Origin of the sequence: Pelomonas candidula, assembly GCF_043555985.1 — a bacterium.
Taxonomy (GTDB): Bacteria; Pseudomonadota; Gammaproteobacteria; order Burkholderiales; family Burkholderiaceae_C; genus Pelomonas; species Pelomonas candidula.
Genome location: NZ_JBIGIC010000005.1, coordinates 150,048 through 170,860, shown reverse-complemented (window position 1 = coordinate 170,860; position 20,813 = coordinate 150,048). Strand labels below are relative to the sequence as shown.

Here is a 20,813-nt window from a genome sequence, read left to right as displayed (position 1 = left end):
ACAATGCGGGCATGAATGCTGCCGCTGTGCCGCACCGCCTGGCCCTTGTCGTGATCGCGCGCGACGAGGCGCCGCGCATCGCCCGGCTGCTGGACAGCGTCAAGCCCTGGGTGGACGAGATGCTGGTGCTGGACACCGGCTCGCGTGACGACACCGTGCGCGTGTCGCGTGCACACGGCGCCCGCGTCGAGTCTTTTGCGTGGTGCGACGATTTCTCCGCCGCCCGCAACCGCGCGCTGGACCTCGCCGGCGCCGACTGGCACTTGGTGCTGGACGCCGACGAATGGCTGATCTCTGGCGGCGAAGCGCTGCGGGCGCTGCGTGACACGCCGCCGGGCTTCGTCGGCGCGCTGCAGTTGCGCGACCGCTTCGACCAGTCGCCGGGCCGGTCCGCCGAGGCCATCGCCTGGCTGAGCCGCGTGCTGCCCGGCACGGTGCGCTACGACGGCCGCGTGCACGAGCAGCCGCAGCACGGCCTGCCGGTGCGCCGGCTGCCGCTGGTCGTGGGGCATGACGGCTATGTCGACGAGCGCCTGGCGACCAAGCGCGGCCGCAATCGGCGCCTGCTGGAGCAGGCGCTGCAGGACGCGCCCAACGACGCCTACCTCTGGTACCAGCTCGGCAAGGACTGCGCCGTCTACGACGAGCACGACGTCGCCGAAGCCGCGTTCGCCCATGCCTGCGAGCTGCCGGGCGCTGCCGAGTCGCCCTGGTGGCTGGATCTGGCGGTGCGCCGCATCTTCGGCCTGAAGTGCCTGGGCCAGCATGCCCACGCCGTGGACTTCGCCCAGCCGCAGATGGCGGCGGGCGCGGATTCGCCCGACTTCTTCTTCGCTTTGGGCGACCTGCTGCTGGACATGGCGGCCACGCAACCCGGGCAGGCGGGCGAGCTGCTGCCGATGGTGGAGGCCGCCTTCCGGCGCTGCCTGGAGCTGGGCGAGCATCCCGAGCAGCCCGGCGCCGTGGCGGGCCGGGGCAGCTTCCTGGCGGCCCACAACCTGGCCGTCGTGCTGGACGGCACGGGCCGCGCCGACGAGGCCTCGGCCGTGCGCGCCGCCCACCCCTGGCCGTGAAGCTGCTCACTACCTGGCCCCTGCCGGCGCTGCTGGCCTGGCTGGCGGCCTGGCTGCTTTATGCGGGCGCGCTGGCGGCGGGCCTGGCACCCGGGCCGGCGCTGGCCCTGGGTGCGGCGCTGGGGGCGCTGCTGGGCTGGCCGCAGCCGCAGCGCTGGCGTCGGCTCATCGTCGCGCTGGGCTTCCCGGCGTCGGTGCTGGGGCTGGGATGGCAGGGCGAGGCCTCGGGCCTGCTGTGGCTGGCGCCGCTGGCGCTGCTGTGGTGGCTGTATCCGCGCCGCAGCTGGAGCGAGGCGCCGCTGTTCCCCACGCCGCGTGGGGCGCTGGCGCAGCTGCCTTCGCATGCGCCGCTGCTGCCGGGTGCCCGCGTGCTGGACGCCGGCTGCGGCGTCGGTGACGGCCTGCGCGAGCTGCTGCGGGCCTATCCGGCCGCCCGCGTCGAAGGCGTGGAATGGAGCCGGCCGCTGGCCTGGGCCGCACGCTGGCGGGCGCGCGGTGCCGCCGTGCGCCGGGGTGATCTGTGGGCCGACGACTGGGCGCCGTTCGCGCTGGTCTACGTGTTCCAGCGGCCCGAGTCCATGCCGCCCGTGTGGGCCAAGGCCTGCGCGGAGCTGGCGCCCGAGGCCTGGCTGGTCAGCCTGGATTTCGCCGTCCCCGATGTGGCGCCGGTGGCCAGTTGGCAGTTGGGCAACGGCCAGTTCGTGTGGCTTTACCGCCCGGGGCGGAATGTGGCGCCAAAGCCAGCCAATTGATGCGTTCAAGCGGCTCTTGGCGCGGCATACTTTCTCAAGCCCCCCGCTATCGGGCCGATATGGCCTGAACACCCTCAACCCCACACCGCATGTTCGTCATCATCGGCTGGGCCATCTCCATGGCCTGCATCTTCGGCGTGTTCATCGCCCACGGCGGGAACATCGGCGTGATCCTGCACGCCTTGCCCTTCGAGATGATCACCATCTTCGGTGCCGCCATCGGCGCCTTCCTGGCCAACAACCAGATGAAGGTCGTCAAGGCCACGGCCGCCGGCCTGGGGCTGTGCTTCAAGGGCAGCAAGTACAGCAAGGCCCGCTACATGGAGCTGCTGGCGCTGATGTACGACATCCTGCAGAAGGCGCGCAAGGAAGGCCTGATGTCCATCGAGAAGGACGTCGAGGACCCGCACAGCTCGCCGCTGTTCCAGAAATACCCGACCGTGGGCAACGACCACCACGTCACCGAGTTCATCACCGACTACCTGCGCATGATGGTGTCGGGCAACCTGAACGCGCACGAGATCGAATCGCTGATGGACAGCGAGATCGAGACCCACCACCAGGAAGAACACGCCGCCGTGGCCGCGCTGCAGCGCCTGGCGGGCGGCCTGCCGGCCTTCGGCATCGTGGCCGCCGTGCTGGGCGTGGTGAACACCATGGGCTCGGTGGGTCAGCCGCCGGCCGTGCTGGGCGGCATGATCGGCTCGGCGCTGGTCGGCACCTTCCTGGGCATTCTGCTGGCCTACGGCTTCGCCGAGCCGCTGGCCGGCCTGCTAGAGCAGAAGGTCGAGGACGCCGGCAAGGAATTCCAGTGCATCAAGACCACGCTGCTGGCCAGCATGCAGGGCTACGCGCCGCAGGTGGCCATCGAGTTCGGCCGCAAGGTGTTGTTCTCGGGTGACCGCCCGTCGTTCACCGAGCTCGAAGGTCACGTCAAGAAGAAGTGATGAAAGCCTGACATGGCCGGTGACGCGAAAAAGCTCCAGCCCATCATCATCAAGAAGGTGAAGAAGGGCGGCCACGCGGCGCACGGCGGCGCGTGGAAGATCGCCTACGCCGACTTCGTCACGGCCATGATGGCCTTCTTCCTGCTGATGTGGCTGCTGGGCTCCACGACCGAGGGCGACAAGAAGGGCATTGCCGATTTCTTCCAGTCGCCGCTGAAGGTGGCGATGCTGGGCGGTTCGGGCTCGGGCGACTCGTCCAGCGTCATCCGCGGCGGCGGCAAGGACCTCACGCGCGAGACCGGCCAGGTCAAGGAGGGCGACAGCAATGCCAAGAAGTCCAGCTATACGCTGCGCGCGCTGAAGGAAGAGCAGCGCAAGGCGGAGAAATCGCGGCTGGAGCAGCTCAAGACCAAGGTCGAGCAGGTGCTGGCCGATAACCCCAAGCTGGCAGCCCTCGGCGGGCAGATTCGGCTGGATATGACCAAGGAAGGCCTGCGCATCCAGATCGTCGACGAGAGCAACCGCCCCATGTTCGACAGCGGCAGCGCCGTCGTGAAGCCCTACATGCGCGAGCTGCTGCGTGAACTCGGCAGTGTGCTGACCGAGGTGCCCAACCGCCTGACGGTGGAGGGGCACACCGACGCCCAGCCCTTCCCGGGCGGGGACAAGGGCTACAGCAACTGGGAGCTGTCGGCCGACCGCGCCAACGCGTCGCGCCGCGAGCTGGTGGCCGGTGGTCTGGCCGACGCGCGCATGCTGCGTGTGCAGGGCCTGGCGGCCAGCAAGCTGCTGGACGCGAAAGACCCCAACGGCGCACTGAACCGCCGCATCAGCATCATCGTCATGAACCGTGACGCCGAGGACGCGGTGCTGAAGAACGTCACCGACGACACCGATACCGACGCGCCGCCCGCGGAGAGCGACAGCACACAAGTGCCGGGGACCGGCCTCACGCAAATGCCGCCTAGCGGCAAAATGCCGCAAACTCAGTCCACGGTGCCGGCTCGCTAGAAACTAGACTGCGGGCTGACCCCTGAAATCCCCGCCTGCATCGAGAGAGGATCGCCATGAGCGCTGACATGAAATTCCTGGTCGTTGACGACTTCTCCACCATGCGCCGCATCGTGCGCGGCCTGCTCAAGGAGATCGGCTACAACAACTGCGAAGAGGCCGAGGACGGCGTCGAAGCGCTGAACATGCTCAAGGGCGCCAAGTTCGACTTCGTCGTCAGCGACATCAACATGCCCAACATGACGGGCTTCGAGTTGCTGAAGGCCATCAAGGAAGACCCCAACCTCAAGCACCTGCCGGTGCTGATGGTCACCGCCGAAGCCCGCAAGGAAGACATCGTGCTGGCCGCCCAGTCGGGCGCCGCGGGTTACATCGTCAAGCCTTTCACCAAGGCCACGCTGGAAGAGAAAGTCCTCAAGATCATGCAGAAGCTGGCCGCTGCGGCCTGATCTGACAACAAACTGAAAAGGGGACTGCCATGTCGATGGAACAGTTGGACCAACTGGCCAAGGCGCAGGAGCCGCTACTCGTCTCTCCCGAGGTGTTCCAGCAACTGGGCACGATCACGCGCACGCTGCACGACACCATGCAGCGCCTCGGCGTCATGCCCAAGCTGCAAGTGGCTACCGACGGCCTGCCCGACGCGCGCAGCCGCCTGAACTACATCGCCACCAAGACGGCCGCCGCGGCCGAGAAGGTGTTGAACTCGGTCGACCAGGCCAAGGTCGAGCATGCTGGCATCAGCAAGGCCACGCAGGAACTGGCTGCCGCCATCGTGGCCGACCCGGTGCGCGCGGTGGCCAGCGGCGCAGTCATGAACTTCGTCAAGGACGTCGAGACCCGCACCACGAGCATCGACAACCACCTGACCGACATCATGCTGGCGCAGGACTTCCATGACCTGACCGGCCAGGTGGTCGCCAAGGTCGTGACGCTGGCCAACGACCTGGAGGACAGCCTTGTCAAGCTGCTCGTGCAGGTGGTGCCGCCTGACCAGCGCGAGAAGGTCGACCCGAACATCCTGCAAGGTCCGGTCGTCAGCCCCGAAGGCCGCACCGACGTCGTCACCAACCAGGGCGAGGTCGACGACCTGCTGGCCAGCCTGGGCTTCTGAGCCCGGTCAGCTCCTGGCCTTGACAAGAGCCGGCGCCAGCGCCGGCTTTTTTCATGCTCAATCCGCCTGCACCTCGGGGGCGAGGCTGCGGATGGCCTGGTCGAGTCGCTCCATCGTCTGGGGCGTGACCTGCCGTGAGCAGGCCAGGTAGCGCAGCTCGCCCCGTGGCATGTCCGCGAACTCGACGCGTGTCAGCGGCAGGTGCGTGAATTCGGGGTCGCGGCGCAGCCAGCCCAGGTCTTCCTCGTCGATGAGCATGTAGTCCACGCGGCGCGCTGCCACCATGCGGGCCAGCTGCAGCGGCGTCAGCTGGGCGCGCACGGGCGTGAGGGCGGCGTTGGCCAGGTACCGGTCGAGCTGCTGGCCGTAGGACACGCCTTCCAGCTGCCCTGGCTGCAGCGATGCGTCGGCAAACAACTGGGCCACCCTGGGCATGGCGCGGATGCGTGCGGCCACGTTGTCGTGGGCCAGCACGACTTGGGGCTTGTCGCGGTGGATGGGCAGCGAGAAGCGCGCGAACGCCTCGCGCTCGGGGTTCTTGTAGAGGCCCGGCGAGCACAGGGCCGACTGGTTGGCCTGCAAGTGCTGCAACGTGCGGCGTATGGGAACCTCGGCATAGCGGGCGTCGATGCCGGCACGCACGAGCAGCCGGAAGGTGCGCTCCATCAGGAAGCCGGCCGGCTTGCCGCCCTCGGTGTAGCTGTAGGGCGGCTTGTCGCGGTACTCGATGATCAGCGGCGTCTGTGCCGCGGCGGCGGTGGCGCTGCAGGCCAGCATCCAGGCGAGGGCGGGGAGGCGCATGGACAAAGGGTAAACCAGCCGCACCCCGGGGGACGCGCCCCATTGCTGGCATTCCGTCACGGCCCGCCGGCAGCACGTCGTCATGGCGGGGAATAGCCGCCCAAGCCCCCCGCTTTTCTCGCTCAAGTTTGGCGGTCGGCCTCGAACAATTCGGTCAGCGCCTCGAATGGGGCGATCCACGCCATGGCCGACCAAGACGCTCAGGACCGCAACCTACCCGCCTCACCCAAGAAGATCCAGCGATCTCGGGCCGAGGGCCAGCTGCCGCGCTCGCGCGACCTGCCGCACTTCGCGATGATGACGGCTGGTGGCGCCGTCCTGGCCACGGGTGGGCCACAGATCATCGAGCGGCTGCGCCAGATGCTGGCGACGGGCCTGCACTTCGACGCCAGCCTGCTGGCCCGTCCGGGCTTCATGGGCGAGCGCCTCGCCGATATGACACTGGCCTTTGCGGCCGTCATGGGGCCGATCGCCGCGGTGCTGGTGCTGGTGGGCATCGCCAGCAACATCGCCAGCGGTGGCTGGAACTGGACGATGAAGCCGCTGGCGCCCAAGTTCTCTCACCTGAATCCCTTCCCCGGCATCGCGCGGCTGTTCAGCGGCCAGGGCCTGGGCACGGCGCTGAAGGCGGTGCTGCTGGCACTGGTGCTGGGCATCGTCGGCGCGATGGTGCTGAAGGACCGCCTGTCGGCCTACGTGAGCATCATGTCCGTGCCGCTGCCGTCGGCGCTGGCCTATGCCGGCCAGCAGCTGATGGCCGGCCTGGTGCTGCTGGGTGTGGCGCTGGCCGTGTTTGCCGCCATCGACGTGCCCCTGCAGCGCCAGCTCTGGCTGCGTCGCATGAAGATGAGCCGCGAAGAGGCCAAGCAGGAAATGAAGGAGGTTGAAGGCAACCTCGAGGTCAAGGCCAAGATGCGCGCCAAGATGCGCGAGATGGCCAAGCGCCGCATGCTGGCTGCCGTGCCCAAGGCCGACCTGGTGGTCATGAACCCGACCCACTACGCCGTCGCCCTCAAGTACGAGGAAGGCAAGATGGCCGCGCCCAAGGTCGTCGCCAAGGGCGCCGACCTGCTGGCCATGAAGATCCGCGACCTCGCCAAGGAGAGCAAGGTCCCCGTGCTGCAGCAGCCGGTGCTGGCCCGTGCGCTCTACGCCCACGCCAAGGTCGACCACGAGATCCCCGCCGCGCTGTTCGGCGCCGTGGCCCAGGTGCTGGCCTACGTCTACCAGCTGCGCGCCGCGCTGGCCTCGCGCAACGTGGCGCGGCCGGACGTGCCGCATCCGCACGTGCCGCCCGAACTCGACCCGCACAACAAGGCGGGCTGGGCGCCTGATCCTGACGAGGATTTCTAGCGCGCCGCGGCGCTTGCCGCGACGGCACTTGCGTGCCGGCCAGCGCGGCGATTGACCCGGAATCCCCCCTCATTTCCGGCTCAAGTTTTCGACCCCGCCCAGAACAATCTCGTCTCAGGTGATCTGGGCCGCGTGCGGTTGCGCGCCGTGCGCCAGGTCATGAACCACCCGTCCACCGCCTCCGCCCTGCTGGTCCACGTCGATCCATGAACCCGCTGATCCAGAAGCTGCAATCCCTGATCGGCCCGCGCGCCGGTGTCATCGCCGCTTTGGGCGCGCCGATCGCGGTGCTTCTGGTGCTGTCGATGATGGTGCTGCCGCTGCCGCCGTTCGTGCTGGACCTGCTGTTCACCTTCAACATCGCGATGGCCGTGATGGTGATGATGGTGGCGGCCCATATGGTCAAGCCGCTGGACTTCGCAGCCTTTCCGACCGTGCTGCTGCTGACGACGCTGATGCGGCTGTCGCTGAACGTCGCGTCCACGCGCGTCGTGCTGCTGGAGGGCCACACCGGCGCGGGCGCGGCCGGCAAGGTCATCGAGTCGTTCGGCCACTTCCTGATCGGCGGCAACTTCGCGGTCGGCCTGATCGTGTTCGCGATCCTGGTGGTCATCAACTTCATCGTGGTGACGAAGGGTGCCGAGCGCATCGCCGAAGTCGGTGCGCGTTTCACGTTGGATGCGATGCCCGGCAAGCAGATGGCCGTGGACGCCGACCTGAACGCCGGCCTCATCAACGAGGCAGAGGCCAAGCGCCGCCGCGCCGAGCTGGGCGATGAAGCGGACTTCTTCGGCTCCATGGACGGTGCCAGCAAGTTCGTGCGCGGCGACGCCGTGGCCGGCATGCTGATCCTGGCGATCAACATCGTCGGCGGCTTCATCATCGGCGTGGCCCAGCACGGCCTCTCGGCAGGCCAGGCGGCCGATAGCTACATCCTGCTGGCCGTCGGCGACGCGCTGGTGGCCCAGGTGCCGGCGCTGCTGATCTCGGTCGCCGCCGCCATGGTGGTGTCGCGCGTCGGCACGGACAAGGACATCGGCAGCCAGATCGGCAAGCAGGTGTTCGGCTCGGCCAAGAGCATCGCCATCACGGCTGGCGTCATCGGCGCGCTGGGCCTGATCCCCGGCATGCCGCACATCGTCTTTCTGCTGATCGCGTCGGGCTTGGGCTACCTGGCCTGGTGGCTGCGCAGCAAGGAGCAGGCCGCGGAAGCCGCCAAGGCCGTCAAGCCCATCATGCCGCCCAGCGAGGGCTCTGGCGAGGCGACCTGGGAAGACCTGGTGCCGGTGGACACGCTGGGCCTGGAGGTGGGCTACCGCCTCATCACGCTGGTCGACAAGTCCCGCGAGGGCGACCTGCTGAGCCGCATCAAAGGCGTGCGCCGCAAGTTCGCGCAGGAGGTCGGCTTCCTGCCGCCGCCCGTGCACATCCGCGACAACCTGGAGCTGCGCCCGAGCCAGTACCGCATCTCGCTGCGCGGCGCGGTCGTCGGCGAGGCCGAGGCCTACCCGGGCATGTGGCTGGCCATCAACCCCGGCCACGCCACGCAGAAGCTGATCGGCACGCAGACCACCGATCCCGCCTTCGGCCTGCCGGCGGTGTGGATCGAGGAGCGCCAGAAGGAGATGGCCCAAATGAGCGGGTTTACGGTCGTTGATTGCTCGACCGTCGTGGCCACCCACCTTTCACACTTGATGCAAGTGCACGCGGCCAAGTTGTTGGGCCGCGTGGAGACGCAGGCCCTGGTGGAACACCTCACCAAGCAGGCGCCCCAATTGATCGAAGACGTGATTCCCAAGATGGTCAGCATCGCCACCCTGCAACGAGTCCTCCAGCTGCTGCTGGACGAGGGCGTGCACGTGCGTGACATGCGGTCCATCGTGGAATGCCTGGCCGAGAACGCCGCCGCGGTGACCGACCCGATGGAGCTGGCCCGCCGCATCCGCACCCACATCGCACCGGCCATCGTGCAGCAGATCTACGGCTCCACTAAGGAGCTGGACGTCATCGCGCTGGAGCCCGAGCTGGAGCGCCTCGTCACGCAGGCCCTCAATTCGCCGCACGGTGCCGCGCTGGACCCGGGTGTCGCCGACACGCTGGCCCGCAGCGCCGCCGAGACGGCCCAGAAGCAGGAAGACCGCGGCGTGCCGGCGGCGCTGCTCGTCCCCGACCTGATCCGCGCGCCCATGGCCCGCCTGCTCAAGCGCGCCGCGCCCCGTCTCAAGGTCCTCGGACACAGCGAGATCCCTGAAACCCACACCATCCGCATCGGCTCCATCATTGGAGGTACAGCATGAACGTTCGCAAATTCACCGCGAGGACATCGCGAGAAGCGCTGGCCCTCGTCAAGCAGGCCTTCGGCCCGGACGCGGTCGTGCTGTCGAACAAGAACGTGCCCGAAGGCGTTGAAGTGCTGGCGATGGCGCCGGAAGGCATGGGCCAGATCGAGCAGATCGCCCAGACCGCACCGCGCACCGTGGCGCGTCCGTCCGTGCAGGCGCCCGCCCAGCCGCAGGGCCGGGCACCGTTTGCCGAGCGTGCCCGCCGCGAACCCAGCTTCGGCGCGCCGGAAGTGCAGGGCGATGTCGAACAACTGGCGATGAGCACGCTGAGCTTCCAGGACTACGTCCGCGAGCGCGTGCTGCGTCGCCGCCAGGCCGAGATGGCCGGCCAGCCCGATCCGATCGCCGCACGCCCCGCGCCGGCTCCACAGCAACCGCCCGCCGTGTCGCTGGACGCCGTGCGCGCCCAGCGCGAGCGCCGCGCTGCCGAGGCCCTGGCCGCGCTGGCGCCCAAGCGCGCCGCCGCACCGGCTCCGGTGCAGCCGCCGGCCCGCCCGATGCCGCCGGTGCTGCGCGACGAGATCCGCATCCCCACCGCCGCCGCGCCGCAGCAGCGCGTCGTGCCCCAGCTGGGCGACATCAGCGTCGCCGAACCCGTGCCGCTGCCGGGCCAGCCGACCGCCACGCAGCGCAGCCAGATGGACATGGCCTCCGAGCTGCGCCAGATGCGCGGCCTCATCGAGGAACGCTTCTCGTCGCTGGCCTTCATGGAGAAGCTGCAGCGCCAGCCCGTGCAGGCGCGCCTGACGCAGAAGCTGCTGGAGCTGGGCTTCTCTCCCGCTCTGGTGCGCAAGCTGGCCGAGAGCTGCCCGTCCGACTTCAAGGCCGGCTCGCCGACCGATCCGGCTGACGAGACCGCCTGGGCTGCCCATGTGCTGTCGCGCAACCTGCAGACCGACGAGGCCGCGCCGACCATCGAGGACCGCGGCGGCGTGTTCGCGCTGATCGGCTCGACCGGCGTCGGCAAGACGACGACGACCGCCAAGCTGGCCGCCCATTTCGCGACCAAGTACGGCGCCGGCCAGCTGGGCCTGATCACGCTGGATGCCTACCGCATCGGTGCCCACGAGCAGCTGCGCGCCTACGGCCGCATCCTCGGCGTGCCCGTCCACACCGCCCACGACCGCGCCTCGCTGGACGACCTGCTGGACCTGCTGTCCAGCAAGAAGCTGGTCCTCATCGACACCGCCGGCATGGCCCAGCGCGACAGCCGCACCCAGGAGCTGCTGGAGATGCTGGCCCACCCCAGCATCAAGAAGCTGCTGGTCATCAACGCGGCCCAGCAGGGCGAGACCATCGAGGACGTCGTCGGCGCCTGGAAGGGCGCGGCCTGCGAAGGCGTGGTGCTCAGCAAGATCGACGAGGCCGTGAAGCTGGCCCCGGCGCTGGACACGTTGATCCGTCACAAGCTCAAGGTGCTGGGCGTCGCCAACGGCCAGCGCGTGCCGGAAGACTGGCACCGCCTGCCCAGCACGGCCCTCGTGCAGCGCGCGCTCAAGAGCCCCGCCGCCGGCGCCTGGCGCATGGACAACACCGACGTGAACCTGATCTTCGCCGGTGCCCCTCTCACCGACGCCGGTCTGCGCGCCATCCACTGAGAAGAGGTGTGATGCTTCAAGACCAAGCCCACGGCCTGCGCCGCCTCTTCGCTGCCTCCAAGACCCGCTTCGTGCCGGTCGTCAGCAACCCGCGCGTCATGGGCGCCGGCGTGCTGCTGGAAGGCCTGTGTGCCGCCTTCGCCGAACTGAATCTGCAGACGCTGGTCGTCGACGCCGGCGAGCATTCGCCGCAGCCGTCGGAACTGGCCCACGTGGACCTGTCCAACTGCATCGAGCGGCTGTCGCCCAAGGTGACCTATCTCGCTGCGCGCGGCCTGCCGCTGCGTCATATCAATGCCAACGGCTCCTGCGCCGCCTTCCTGGACGCAGTCGCCGCGGCGGCGCCCGAGGCCGACGTGATCCTGCTGCACGCACCAGCCGCCGAACTGGCCCGTGTCGTCGCGAACCGCGAGGTGCGCCCGCTGCTGCTGGCCGATACCGAACCCGCCAGCGTCACCGAAGCCTACGCGGGCATGAAATGGCTCACACAACGGGCCGGGCTGATGGTCTACAGTCTGTTGATGGCCAGCCACCCTCAGTTGCGCGTGGCCACCCGCATCGCGCAACAGCTCCACTCCTGCGCCGACGGCTTCCTCGGCGCGGTGCTGCGTGACTGGGCCTGCCTGGACCCGAGGAATTCCCAGAACATGCCGCTGACGTCCGAGCTGCGCCACCTGGCCCGCGAACTGCTGCTCGCCGCGCCCCCCGGTGCCGCGCTGGACGCCGCCTCCGACGCGACTCCGCTGCGCCCGGCGCGCACGGCGTCTTCCCGAATCGCTGCCGCACACTGACTCTCGCCGGAGATGACAGATGCCCCTCAGTTCACTTCGTTCACTGCCCCCCGCGGGGGCGCTTCAGCCCCTTCGGGCGGCCGTGCGGAGCTGATGATGTACACGCCCAAAGGCCGCCTCGACAACAGCACGCTGATCAAGCAGTACAGCCCGCTGGTTCGACGCCTGGCGCACCAGATGATTGCCAAGCTGCCGGCCAACGTGGAGGTGGACGACCTCATCCAGGTCGGCTTGATCGGCCTGACGGACGCGTTGTCGCGCTTCGATGCCGAGCAGGGGGTGCAGTTCGAGACCTTCGCCACCCAGCGCATCCGCGGCGCGATGCTCGACGAGTTGCGTGGCGGCGATTGGATGAGCCGCGGTACGCGCCGCCAGCAACGCGAGATCGAGGCGGCCGTCCACAAGGTCGAGCAACGCCTGGGCCGCGCGCCCAGTGAGGCCGAGATCGCTGCCGAGATGGGCCTGGCGCTGGCCGAGTACCAGGAGCTGCTGTCCAAGGTGCGCGGCACGCAGCTGGTCTACCTGGAAGACATGAGCGGCGACGATGGCGATGACGACTACCTCGACCGCCACGTCGCCGACGAGAGCAGCAACCCCGTCGCGATGCTGCAGGACCACCGCATGCGCGAGGCGCTGGTGGCCGCCATCAAGAACCTGCCCGAGCGCGAGCAGTTCGTGATGAGCATGTACTACGAGCACGACATGAACCTCAAGGAGATCGCGGCCGTGCTCAAGGTCACGGAGTCGCGCGTCTGCCAGCTGCACAGTCAGTCCATCGCAAGGTTGCGCGTTAAGCTGAGAGACTGGTAGGGATCGTCGTTGATCGCGGTCCCATCGCAGAAGAACAGGGGACAGGCGCGATGATGAAATGGTTCAAGGCCACCGGCTCACCCGTTGCGGTTGCGAACGAGGAGTTGCCGGTGCGTCGCGAGGACGGCGGGGCAATGAACGTCGTCAAGCGCCTGTCGCGCTCCCTCTCCACCGTCGGCCGGGACGCCGCCGAAGTGCGCGGCGCGCTGGAGGACACGCAGCGTGTCGTTCAGGCGCAGGGCGAGGCCATGCAGGCGCTGGCTCGTCAGCTCAACGAGATCGGCCAGGCCCAGGCGGCCATCGCCGCTGCCACGGCAGAGAGCGCCGGCGCCGTGCAGCGTGCCCGCGGTGCGCTGGGTGTGGTCGGAGGCGAGGTGGCCGGCATCGCGTCCACGCTGGCCCAGGTCTCCGACGCAGCTGCCGAGATCACGAAGATCTCGCTGCAGACGCGACTGGTGGCCTTCAACGCCGCCGTCGAGGCCAAGCATGCGGGCGACGCCGGTCGTGGCTTCGCCGTCGTCGCCGAGGCCGTCAAGGCGCTGGCCAGCCAGGTTGAGGCCTCGTCCAAGGCCATCATCGGTGCCGTCACCAGCCTGCAGGAGCGCATCGACCGTTTCAGCTCCGAGCTGGTCGAGGTGCCCGGCAAACCCAGCCAGATCCACGCGGCCTTCCACGAGGTCGAGCAGGACGTGCAGCGAATCTCGTCGTCGGCCGCCGAGAGCGGGCGACAGATGGGCCTGCTCAACGAGCGCGCGCACGAACTGGAGCGCGAGGTCTCGGAAGCCACGCACGGCCTCAAGGTCGCGTTCGACGGCAGCGACCGTTTTCTGCGCATGTCTGAGGAGCTGGTCGAGCAGATCGCCGAGAGCGGCATCGAGGTCGACGACATGCCCTTCATCCGCGCCGCGCAGTCGGCTGCGGCCGAGATCAGCGAGCTGCTGGAGGGCGCGCTGCGCGGAGGCCAGATCAGCGAAGCCGACCTCTTCGACGAGGGCTACCGGCCCATCGATGGCACCAACCCGCAGCAGCACACGACACGCTTCTGCCAGCTGACGGACCGGTTGCTGCCCGACGTGCAGGAGAAGATGCTGGCCTTCAGCGACAAGATCGTCTTCTGCATCTCTGCCGACCGCAACGGTTACATCGCCACGCACAACCGCAAGTACTGCCAGCCGCAGCGGCCGGGCGACACGGTCTGGAACACGGCCAACAGCCGCTACCGCCGCATCTTCAACGACCGCACGGGCCTGGCCTCGGCGCGCAACACGCGGCCCTTCCTGCTGCAGACCTACCGCCGCGACATGGGTGGCGGCCGCTTCGTGCTGCTGAAGGAGGCGGCCGTGCCCATCACCGTCAACGGTCGGCACTGGGGCGGCTTGCGCCTCGCGTTCAATTTCTGACGGACTGGCGGATCTCGCGGTTCAGCAACTCCAGCCAGGCCTCGGCCTTCGGGTGGTCCCGGCTGATCGCCATGAAGGTCGTCTTGACCTCCAGCGGTGGCGCCTGCCAGCGGATGGTGCTGCCTGTCTGCGGCAGCTTGGCGAGCTGGTATTCGAAGCTCGCGCGCTCGGAGAACACGGCGTCCACGCGGCCGCGGTTGAGCATCTCGACGCCGGGGCGCGGGTCCACCAGCTCGTGCAGCTTGTAGTCGCTGCCGACCAGCTCGGGAGGCAGGTAGGAGCCCCGCTGGTAGGCGATGGTCGCGTCGGCCGGCAGCGGCGCCTTGCGGTCCGCGCGCACGAAGAAGCCCAGCTGCATCCGCGCCACCGGCAGCGAGTAGCGGAAGAGGGCGTCCCGCTCCGCATTGCGCCACACCGTCATCAGCACGCAGTCGCCATTCCTGGCCAGCGCCAGCGCGCGCACCCAGGGGACGTGCAGCGTCTGCACGCCGAGGCCACCGGCCGCGAAGGCGCGGCGCGCCAGCGCGGTCATGCTGCCGCCGTCGGGCAGCTCGGCGCTGACATAAGGTGGGAAGTCGGTCAGGCACAACGGCACCGACGTCTGGGCCTGTGCCACGGCCGCGGTGCACAACGCCAGGCAGGCCAGGCGGCGGAGCAGGGCGAAGCGCGGGCGGTACATGGGCGTCAGGGCTCAGCGCCGAGCCTAGCAGCCGAGCGCCGCCAGGCAAGCAGCGCAGGGGCGCTCGCCTGCGCTACATCAAGGCGGCGTCACTCGGCGATGCACGCGCGGTTCTTGCCTGTGTGCTTGGCCTCGTAAAGCGCCACATCGGCACGGTCCAGCGCGGCTTCCAGCGTTTCGCCGGGGCGGTACAGCGTCACGCCGGCCGAGAAGGTCACGAAGACGTCCTTGCCCTCGTGGTTGAACAGCGCCGACGACAGCGAGCGCTGCAGCCGCACCAGCACCTGCTGGGCTTCGTCCAGCGGCGTGTTGGGCAGCATCAGTACGAACTCCTCGCCGCCATAGCGCGCCACCATGTCGCCGGGACGCAGCGAGGCCTGCGTGCGCTCGGCCAGCGATTTCAGTGCGATGTCGCCGGCGTGGTGGCCCAGGCTGTCGTTGAGCTTCTTGAAGTTGTCGATGTCCAGCAGCGCCAACGCGACGCGGGTCGACTCGCGCTCGGACTTGGCCTGCTCGATGCCGAAGGCCTGGATCAGGCCGCGGCGGTTGGCCACCTGGGTCAGCTGGTCGGTGTGCACCTCGTTGGACAGCCGGCGCAGCTCGCCCTCCAGTTCGTCGACGCGCTGTGTCAGCGCGGCGGCGCGGTCGTGCTCCAGTGTCAGCCGCTGCTGCGTCTGTGCGACGAGGCCTTGCACGCTGCGGCTCTCCTCGACCATCTCGCGCACGGTGCCGGCCAGGCTCTCCAGCGAGTCGGCCTGTTCGATGGCGTCGGCGTAGCGGCCCACGCTGTTCTGGAAGCGGTCGGTGTGCTGGCCCAGCTCGCCCAGTTCGCTGAGCATGCGCTGGATCAGCCCCTTGAGCGCGTCGCGTGCCTTGGAGCGCTCGTCGCGCAGCGCGCGCTGGCGCTCGCGCGTGCCGCTCAGCAGTTCGGCCACGGTGCGCACGCCGCGGCCTGACAGGCCTTGCGACAGCGTCTGGTTCATCGCCTCGGCCTGGCCGCGTGCCCAGGAGTCGTCCTCGGCCAGGTCGACGAGGCTGCTGCTCAGCTCGCGGCACAGGCCGCCGAGTTCGTCGAAGAGATGGCGGCGGTGGTCCAGCAGGTGGCGGGCGCGCAGGCACAGCGCCGACATCTGCGCCGCGCGCTCGGGGCTGGCACCTTGGGCCTTGAGCTCGGCCTGGGCGGCATCGAGCTCGCGGATGAGCGCGTCGGCCGGCGTCGCCTCGGTCTGCGGCGAGCGCAGCGCATGGCGCACGGTGCCGTTGAGTTCCCCGCTGAGATCCTGCCAGGGGCCGAGGTCGACCGTCGGTACCGGCAGGCTGTCGCGCACCCCGGTGCGGCTCAGCTCGCCGAAGCCGCTGCTGTCGCGGAAGCCGGTGTCGGCGAACGCACTGTCGGCGAACAACTGGCTGGGCGTGCCGCCTTCGTCGTCGGTCTCGACCTCGCTGCCGTCACCGTCCTTGTCCCAACTGGCGATCAGCTGCGACAGCCGCTTGACGAGCTTGGACGCATCGTTGCGGCCCAGCTCCAGCACGCGGTTGATGCCGTCCTTCTTGCGCGCCAGCGTCCAGTGCCGGCCGCCGCGCTCCAGGCCGCGTACGAGGCGCTCGATGGCCTGGGCCAGCGCCTCGGCCTGGGCGGCCGGGCCGGCCACGTCCAGCAGTTTGTCGACCTGGCGCTGAAGTTCATCCAGCCGCTGCTCGCGCAGCGTGGTCTGCAGCTCCTGGCGCGTGGCGCCGGAGGGCAGGGCCAGGCTGATGAGCTTGGACATCAGCTGCTGCAGCCGCTCCGAGGCGGCGCCGTTGGCGGCCGACGGCGTGGCCTCGGTGCCCGCCTCGATGGCGTAGGCGCGGCTGTAGTTCTCGGGCGTGGGTTCGAGCCGCGCCTGGGCCAGGCGCTGGAGCGCAGCCTTGGCGAGCTGTGCCGGGGGCAGGGTGGAACGCATGGGTCAGTGCGGTTCGGCCACCCCGAGGCGCCGACGCCCCCGCTTGGGGGACAGGGCGCGGGGCGGGCGTGGGGGCTTCATGTTCAGCGCTGGCTGCCGCGGGCCGCGTCGTTGCCGCCGTCGGCCTGCGTGATCCAGGGGGCCTTGCGCGGCAGCACGGTCTGGGCGATCCAGCGCTCCAGCTCGTCCGGCGGGAGCGCCTTGCTGAACAGGAACCCCTGCATCAGCGAGCAGCCCAGCCGGTGCAGCACCTCCATCTGGCGCAGCGTCTCCACGCCCTCGGCGATGACGCGCAGGCCCAGCGCCCGCGCCAGCGCGATGATGGCCGTGACGACGGCGGAGCTCTGTGGCGTGATGCCCAGGTCGCGCACGAAGGTGCGGTCGATCTTGACCTCGGAGATGGGCAGCGTGGTCAGGTAGGCGAGGGACGAGTAGCCGGTGCCGAAGTCGTCGATGGAGATCTCGACGCCGACTTCGTTGAGGCGATGCAGAGACGGGATGACGTTCTGCAGGTCCTTCATCAGGTTGTTTTCGGTGATCTCGAGCTGGATGGACCGGTGCGGCACGCCGTAGGCGCTGACGCACTGGTGGATGTGCTCGACGAGATCGGTGCGTTCGAACAGGCGGCTGGGCAGGTTCACGGCGATGGAGTCGGCGAAGCCGAACTGCAGCGACCACAGCTTGGCCTGGCGGGCGGCTTCCTTCAGGGCCCACTCGGACAGCGGCACGATGAGGCCGGTTTCCTCGGCCAGCGGGATGAAGTCGGCCGGCGGCACCAGCACGTTGCCGCGCTGCCAGCGCATCAGTGCCTCGGCGCCCACCATGCGGGCGGCGCGCACGTCGATCTTGGGCTGGTAGTGCAGCACGATCTCGTTGCGCTCCAGCGCCTTGTGCAGCGCGCTCTCCAGTTCCAGCTTCTGCTTGCCGTGGCCGGCCAGCTGCGGCGAGTAGATGGCCGAGGCGTTGCGGCCCTGGCTCTTGACGGCGTACATCGCGACGTCGGAGTTGCGCAGCAGGTCGGCCATGCTCTGGCCGTCGCGCGGATAGATGGCGATGCCGACGCTGGCCGTGACGAAGCACTCCTGGCCGCCGACGAAGATGGGTTCGCGCAGCGCGTCCAGCACGCGGTCGGCTACGCGCTCGGCGTCGCGTTCGTCCGCCACCTCGGGCAGCAGCGCGACGAACTCGTCGCCGCCCAGCCGGCCCACGGCCTCCAGGCCGCGGTGGCTGCGGTTGCCCAGGCCTTCGAGCACGCCTTCCATGATCTGGTCGGAATGACGCACGCAGCTGCGCAGGCGCCGGCCGACCTCGATCAGCAACTCATCGCCGGCCGCATGGCCCAGCGTGTCGTTGATGACCTTGAAGCGGTCCAGGTCGATCAGCAGCAGGCCGACCTCGTGGCCGCCGCGGCGTGCGCTCTCGATGGCGCGCTCGACGCGCCAGATCAGCTGGCGGCGGTTGGGCAGGCCGGTGAGGGCGTCGAAGTGCGCCAGCTGGCGGATGCGGTCCTCGGCCTGGCGGCGGTCGGTCACGTCCTGCAGGATGCCGGTGTAGCCGCTGACGCCGCCCTGCTCGTTGAACTCGGGCTCGGCCTCGATGTGGACGACGCGCTGGCGGCCGTCGGGCAGCGTCAGCGGCAGGTCGGTGATGAGGACGGAGGTGTGGGCGACGACGTCGCGCAGCAGGCGCAGGAAGACGTGGCGGTCGTCGGCCGGCACCATGCGCATGACGCTGATGAAGTCCAGCCGGTCCTGCGGGCCGCGGCCGAAGACGCGCAGGCCCTCGGCCGAAATCGTGAAGCTGCCGGCCACGTCGCGCCGCCACTCGAAGCTGCCCATGCGCGCCAGGTCCTGGGCGCGGGCCAGCTTGGCCTTGCTGCGCTCCAGCTCGTGGCGCGTGCGCGAGCTGCGCAGCAGGTAGCGCAGCCGGCCGTCCAGCAGGCTCCACTGCGGCGACTTGACGAAGAAGTCAGTGGCACCAGCCTGGTAGGCGCGGTTGATGGAGGCCTCGTCGTCCAGGCCGGTCAGCATCAGTACCGGCAGGGACTCGAAGCCGGGCGTGGCACGCAGCAGCGAGCAGGTCTCGAAGCCATCCAGCTCGGGCATCAGCGCGTCCAGCACGACGACATCGGGCGCGCGCACGGACAGCTGGGCCAGGGCTTCGCTGCCACTGGCCGCCTCGGTCACCTCGAAGCCGCGCTCGCGCAGCGCCGCGGCGGTCAGCAGCAGGTTGACCTCGTCGTCGTCGACCAGCAGCACGCGGGGGCGCGGCGGCAGATCGTCGAGGGCTTGACCGGTGGGCAGCATGAGGCTGGGTGTCAAAGCAGCGCGGCCAGGGCCGCGCGCACCTGTTGGATGTCGTTGAGCATAGCGTCCAACTGTTCGGGGAGACCCTCGCGGCGACCCTCGCGGGCCTGCGTTTCGATGTCCGCGCAACGTGCCGACAGCACCATGGCACCCAGGCTTGCGGACGAAGACTTCAGCGTGTGGCTGACGTGGCGCACGATGGTCAGGTCGAGGGCGTCGCCCTCGCGGGCGCGGTCCAGCTCGGGCAGCAGGCGGTCCAGCGAGCTCGAAAAGGCCGCCACGACGCGCTCCAGCAGCTTGTTGCTGCCGCTCGGGTCGAGCTCGCGCAGGCGCTTGATCGCCTCGGGATCGAGCAGGGCGGCGGGAGTGGAAGCGGTCATGGATGGGCGGCGCACGGCATCCCCGCAAATGTAGCTTGGGCAGGTAGGGGGGCCAACGCGAAGAAATGCACAGATTCGGCGCTGTGCACACCCTCGTGCATATGCACGTGGGGACGCGGAAGCGCTGCCTACAATGATCTGCATGAACAGCCTCAGCGACGACAGCGCGCCATCGCGCCGCCTGGAGCGGCGACTGCCGATGCGGCTGCTGGTCCTGGGACTGGCCGGGGCCGTGCTGCTGATGCTGCTGCTCGGCATGCTGGCCGTGCTGGCCCTGATGCGGGTCTTGGGCGGCGAGGTGGGGCTCGCCCACGCTGCTCTGGTGCTGACGGCGTTCTTCACCGGAGTCCTGGTGCTCGTCGCCGCCGCGCTGGGCTGGCATGCCGGCGTGCGGCTGACACGTCAGCGCCTGTCCGAGCCGCTGCGCGACGCGCGCCAGCAGTTGCTGATGCAGGCGCAGCTGCAGCGCGACTGGCAGTGGGCCACCGACGCCACGCACCGCCTCGTGCGCTGGCAGGCGCCGCAGGGCGCGCCGGCGTCCAGCTGGGTCGGCGCCGGTGCCAGCACGCAGCTGCTGTGGGAGCGCTTCGCACCCGCCGAGCCCACCGCCCAGCTGCGCGAGCGGCTGGATGCCCACCAGCCCATCTCCGAGCTGCAGCTGGCCGCCGCCGACGGCGACGCGCGCTGGTGCCTGCGCGGCCTGCCCTGCATCGACTCGCAAGGTCATTTCACCGGCTACGTCGGCACCGCGAGGCCGCCTGACAGCGTCCAGGCGCCTGCGCCGGCCCTCGCGCCCGTTCAACCCGACCTGACCTCCGAGCATGAGTCCTTCAGCTACACCGTCTCGCACGACCTGCGCGCGCCGCTGCGCGTCGTCGAGGGCTTCGCCCGCATCCTGAAGGAAGACTACGGCGGCCGGCTGGATCGCGTCGGCAACGACCACCTCGACCGCGTCATGAGCGCCGCCGCGCGCATGAACAGCATGATCGACGCGCTGCTGTCGCTGAGCCAGCTGTCCACGCGACCGCTGGCATGCCAGCCGGTCAACCTGTCGCAGCAGGCCGGTTACGTGATGGAAGAGCTGCGCCGCTCGGCCCCGCTGCGTGAGCTGGAGCTGGACATCGAGCCGGGCCTGACCGTGCAGGGTGACCCGACGCTGCTGCGCATGGTGCTGGAGAACCTGCTGGGCAACGCCTGGAAGTACAGCGCCAAGGTGGACTGCACGCGCATCCGCTTCGGCAGCGCGGAGCAGGGTGGGCGCAGGATCTTCGTCGTGTCGGACAACGGCGCCGGCTTCGACATGCGCTTTGCCGAGCGGCTGTTCGGCGTCTTCCAGCGCCTGCACAGTGCCAGCGACTTCCAGGGCACGGGCGTGGGCCTGGCCCTGGTGCGCCGCATCGTGCGCCGGCATGGGGGAGACATCTGGGCGGAGTCCGCGGTCGGCGAGGGCTCGCGCTTCTACTTCACGCTGGGCTGATTGCAGGCCGGGTGTGCGAAATGCACGCCGGGTGGC

At 69.4% G+C, this 20,813-nt stretch carries 18 protein-coding genes; 13 read left to right on the top strand and 5 right to left on the bottom strand.

Annotated features, from left to right (window positions below; genetic code table 11):
* Positions 1–11: 11 nt before the first annotated feature.
* The 6 genes from ACG04R_RS11910 to ACG04R_RS11885 all read left to right on the top strand — a co-directional run bounded on the left by ACG04R_RS11910 (position 12) and on the right by ACG04R_RS11885 (position 4,897).
* Positions 12–1,073 carry a glycosyltransferase family 2 protein gene (locus ACG04R_RS11910; protein ID WP_394410114.1) on the top strand — a complete coding sequence of 354 codons (1,062 nt, stop codon included), beginning with the start codon at positions 12–14 and terminating at the stop codon, positions 1,071–1,073.
* Entirely contained in the window at positions 1,070–1,825 is a 756-nt protein-coding gene (locus tag ACG04R_RS11905) for a class I SAM-dependent methyltransferase (protein WP_394410111.1), read from the top strand. Before ACG04R_RS11910 ends, ACG04R_RS11905 begins: the two co-directional genes overlap by 4 nt.
* 89 nt (positions 1,826–1,914) lie before the next feature.
* The gene (motA, locus tag ACG04R_RS11900; RefSeq protein WP_394410108.1) at positions 1,915–2,772 is read left to right on the top strand and encodes a flagellar motor stator protein MotA; all 858 of its coding nucleotides are present in this window, start codon (positions 1,915–1,917) and stop codon (positions 2,770–2,772) included.
* Between the two features lie 12 nt (positions 2,773–2,784).
* A complete protein-coding gene (gene motB, locus ACG04R_RS11895) occupies positions 2,785–3,783 on the top strand; it encodes a flagellar motor protein MotB (protein ID WP_394410104.1) in 999 nt (332 codons plus the stop codon).
* 56 nt (positions 3,784–3,839) lie between these two features.
* Positions 3,840–4,232 carry a chemotaxis response regulator CheY gene (gene cheY / locus ACG04R_RS11890; RefSeq protein WP_119043331.1) on the top strand — a complete coding sequence of 131 codons (393 nt, stop codon included), beginning with the start codon at positions 3,840–3,842 and terminating at the stop codon, positions 4,230–4,232.
* Between the two features lie 29 nt (positions 4,233–4,261).
* A complete protein-coding gene (locus ACG04R_RS11885) occupies positions 4,262–4,897 on the top strand; it encodes a protein phosphatase CheZ (RefSeq protein ID WP_394410100.1) in 636 nt (211 codons plus the stop codon).
* A gap of 57 nt (positions 4,898–4,954) precedes the next feature.
* Here ACG04R_RS11885 and ACG04R_RS11880 read toward each other — a convergent pair whose 3' ends face one another.
* On the bottom strand, positions 4,955–5,698 hold the full coding sequence (locus ACG04R_RS11880; RefSeq protein ID WP_394410097.1) for a substrate-binding periplasmic protein: 744 nt from the start codon (positions 5,696–5,698) through the stop codon (positions 4,955–4,957).
* 183 nt (positions 5,699–5,881) lie between these two features.
* Here ACG04R_RS11880 and flhB point away from each other — a divergent pair, with 183 nt between their 5' ends.
* The 6 genes from flhB to ACG04R_RS11850 all read left to right on the top strand — a co-directional run bounded on the left by flhB (position 5,882) and on the right by ACG04R_RS11850 (position 13,992).
* Entirely contained in the window at positions 5,882–7,051 is a 1,170-nt protein-coding gene (flhB, locus tag ACG04R_RS11875; RefSeq protein WP_394410094.1) for a flagellar biosynthesis protein FlhB, read from the top strand.
* Positions 7,052–7,257: 206 nt separating this feature from the next.
* The gene (gene flhA, locus ACG04R_RS11870) at positions 7,258–9,348 is read left to right on the top strand and encodes a flagellar biosynthesis protein FlhA (RefSeq protein ID WP_394410091.1); all 2,091 of its coding nucleotides are present in this window, start codon (positions 7,258–7,260) and stop codon (positions 9,346–9,348) included.
* Positions 9,345–10,991: a flagellar biosynthesis GTPase FlhF gene (gene flhF / locus ACG04R_RS11865; RefSeq protein ID WP_394410088.1), complete on the top strand. Its 1,647-nt coding sequence runs from the start codon at positions 9,345–9,347 to the stop codon at positions 10,989–10,991. Before flhA ends, flhF begins: the two co-directional genes overlap by 4 nt.
* Before the next feature lie 11 nt (positions 10,992–11,002).
* Positions 11,003–11,782, top strand: a complete 780-nt coding sequence (locus ACG04R_RS11860) for a flagellar biosynthesis protein (RefSeq protein WP_394410085.1) — start codon at positions 11,003–11,005, stop codon at positions 11,780–11,782.
* A gap of 96 nt (positions 11,783–11,878) precedes the next feature.
* Positions 11,879–12,592 carry an RNA polymerase sigma factor FliA gene (locus ACG04R_RS11855; protein WP_394410082.1) on the top strand — a complete coding sequence of 238 codons (714 nt, stop codon included), beginning with the start codon at positions 11,879–11,881 and terminating at the stop codon, positions 12,590–12,592.
* A 50-nt stretch (positions 12,593–12,642) separates the two neighbouring features.
* Positions 12,643–13,992 (top strand): methyl-accepting chemotaxis protein, encoded by a 1,350-nt coding sequence (locus ACG04R_RS11850; protein WP_394410079.1) that lies wholly within the window; start codon positions 12,643–12,645, stop codon positions 13,990–13,992.
* Here ACG04R_RS11850 and ACG04R_RS11845 read toward each other — a convergent pair.
* From ACG04R_RS11845 to ACG04R_RS11830, 4 genes are all read right to left on the bottom strand, one after another.
* Entirely contained in the window at positions 13,982–14,671 is a 690-nt protein-coding gene (locus tag ACG04R_RS11845) for a substrate-binding periplasmic protein (protein WP_394410076.1), read from the bottom strand. The genes ACG04R_RS11850 and ACG04R_RS11845 overlap by 11 nt on opposite strands.
* 89 nt (positions 14,672–14,760) lie before the next feature.
* The gene (locus tag ACG04R_RS11840; RefSeq protein WP_394410073.1) at positions 14,761–16,614 is read right to left on the bottom strand and encodes a GGDEF domain-containing protein; all 1,854 of its coding nucleotides are present in this window, start codon (positions 16,612–16,614) and stop codon (positions 14,761–14,763) included.
* A gap of 83 nt (positions 16,615–16,697) precedes the next feature.
* Positions 16,698–18,920 (bottom strand): putative bifunctional diguanylate cyclase/phosphodiesterase, encoded by a 2,223-nt coding sequence (locus ACG04R_RS11835; protein WP_394410070.1) that lies wholly within the window; start codon positions 18,918–18,920, stop codon positions 16,698–16,700.
* An 11-nt stretch (positions 18,921–18,931) separates the two neighbouring features.
* Entirely contained in the window at positions 18,932–19,300 is a 369-nt protein-coding gene (locus ACG04R_RS11830; protein ID WP_394410066.1) for an Hpt domain-containing protein, read from the bottom strand.
* Positions 19,301–19,442: 142 nt separating this feature from the next.
* Between ACG04R_RS11830 and ACG04R_RS11825 the strand changes: the two genes are divergently transcribed.
* Positions 19,443–20,777 (top strand): sensor histidine kinase, encoded by a 1,335-nt coding sequence (locus ACG04R_RS11825; protein WP_394410063.1) that lies wholly within the window; start codon positions 19,443–19,445, stop codon positions 20,775–20,777.
* Positions 20,778–20,813 lie beyond the last annotated feature (36 nt).

Coding starts and splice junctions, on each gene's coding strand:
- ACG04R_RS11860 (WP_394410085.1), top strand. CDS start 11,003: ATGCTTCAAGACCAAGCCCACGGCCTGCGCCGCCTCTTCGCTGCCTCC.
- ACG04R_RS11825 (WP_394410063.1), top strand. CDS start 19,443: ATGAACAGCCTCAGCGACGACAGCGCGCCATCGCGCCGCCTGGAGCGG.
- ACG04R_RS11885 (WP_394410100.1), top strand. CDS start 4,262: ATGTCGATGGAACAGTTGGACCAACTGGCCAAGGCGCAGGAGCCGCTA.
- ACG04R_RS11840 (WP_394410073.1), bottom strand. CDS start 16,614: ATGCGTTCCACCCTGCCCCCGGCACAGCTCGCCAAGGCTGCGCTCCAG.
- ACG04R_RS11830 (WP_394410066.1), bottom strand. CDS start 19,300: ATGACCGCTTCCACTCCCGCCGCCCTGCTCGATCCCGAGGCGATCAAG.
- motB (WP_394410104.1), top strand. CDS start 2,785: ATGGCCGGTGACGCGAAAAAGCTCCAGCCCATCATCATCAAGAAGGTG.
- cheY (WP_119043331.1), top strand. CDS start 3,840: ATGAGCGCTGACATGAAATTCCTGGTCGTTGACGACTTCTCCACCATG.
- ACG04R_RS11845 (WP_394410076.1), bottom strand. CDS start 14,671: ATGTACCGCCCGCGCTTCGCCCTGCTCCGCCGCCTGGCCTGCCTGGCG.
- motA (WP_394410108.1), top strand. CDS start 1,915: ATGTTCGTCATCATCGGCTGGGCCATCTCCATGGCCTGCATCTTCGGC.
- flhF (WP_394410088.1), top strand. CDS start 9,345: ATGAACGTTCGCAAATTCACCGCGAGGACATCGCGAGAAGCGCTGGCC.
- ACG04R_RS11855 (WP_394410082.1), top strand. CDS start 11,879: ATGTACACGCCCAAAGGCCGCCTCGACAACAGCACGCTGATCAAGCAG.
- ACG04R_RS11835 (WP_394410070.1), bottom strand. CDS start 18,920: ATGCTGCCCACCGGTCAAGCCCTCGACGATCTGCCGCCGCGCCCCCGC.
- ACG04R_RS11880 (WP_394410097.1), bottom strand. CDS start 5,698: ATGCGCCTCCCCGCCCTCGCCTGGATGCTGGCCTGCAGCGCCACCGCC.
- flhA (WP_394410091.1), top strand. CDS start 7,258: ATGAACCCGCTGATCCAGAAGCTGCAATCCCTGATCGGCCCGCGCGCC.
- ACG04R_RS11850 (WP_394410079.1), top strand. CDS start 12,643: ATGATGAAATGGTTCAAGGCCACCGGCTCACCCGTTGCGGTTGCGAAC.
- flhB (WP_394410094.1), top strand. CDS start 5,882: ATGGCCGACCAAGACGCTCAGGACCGCAACCTACCCGCCTCACCCAAG.
- ACG04R_RS11910 (WP_394410114.1), top strand. CDS start 12: ATGAATGCTGCCGCTGTGCCGCACCGCCTGGCCCTTGTCGTGATCGCG.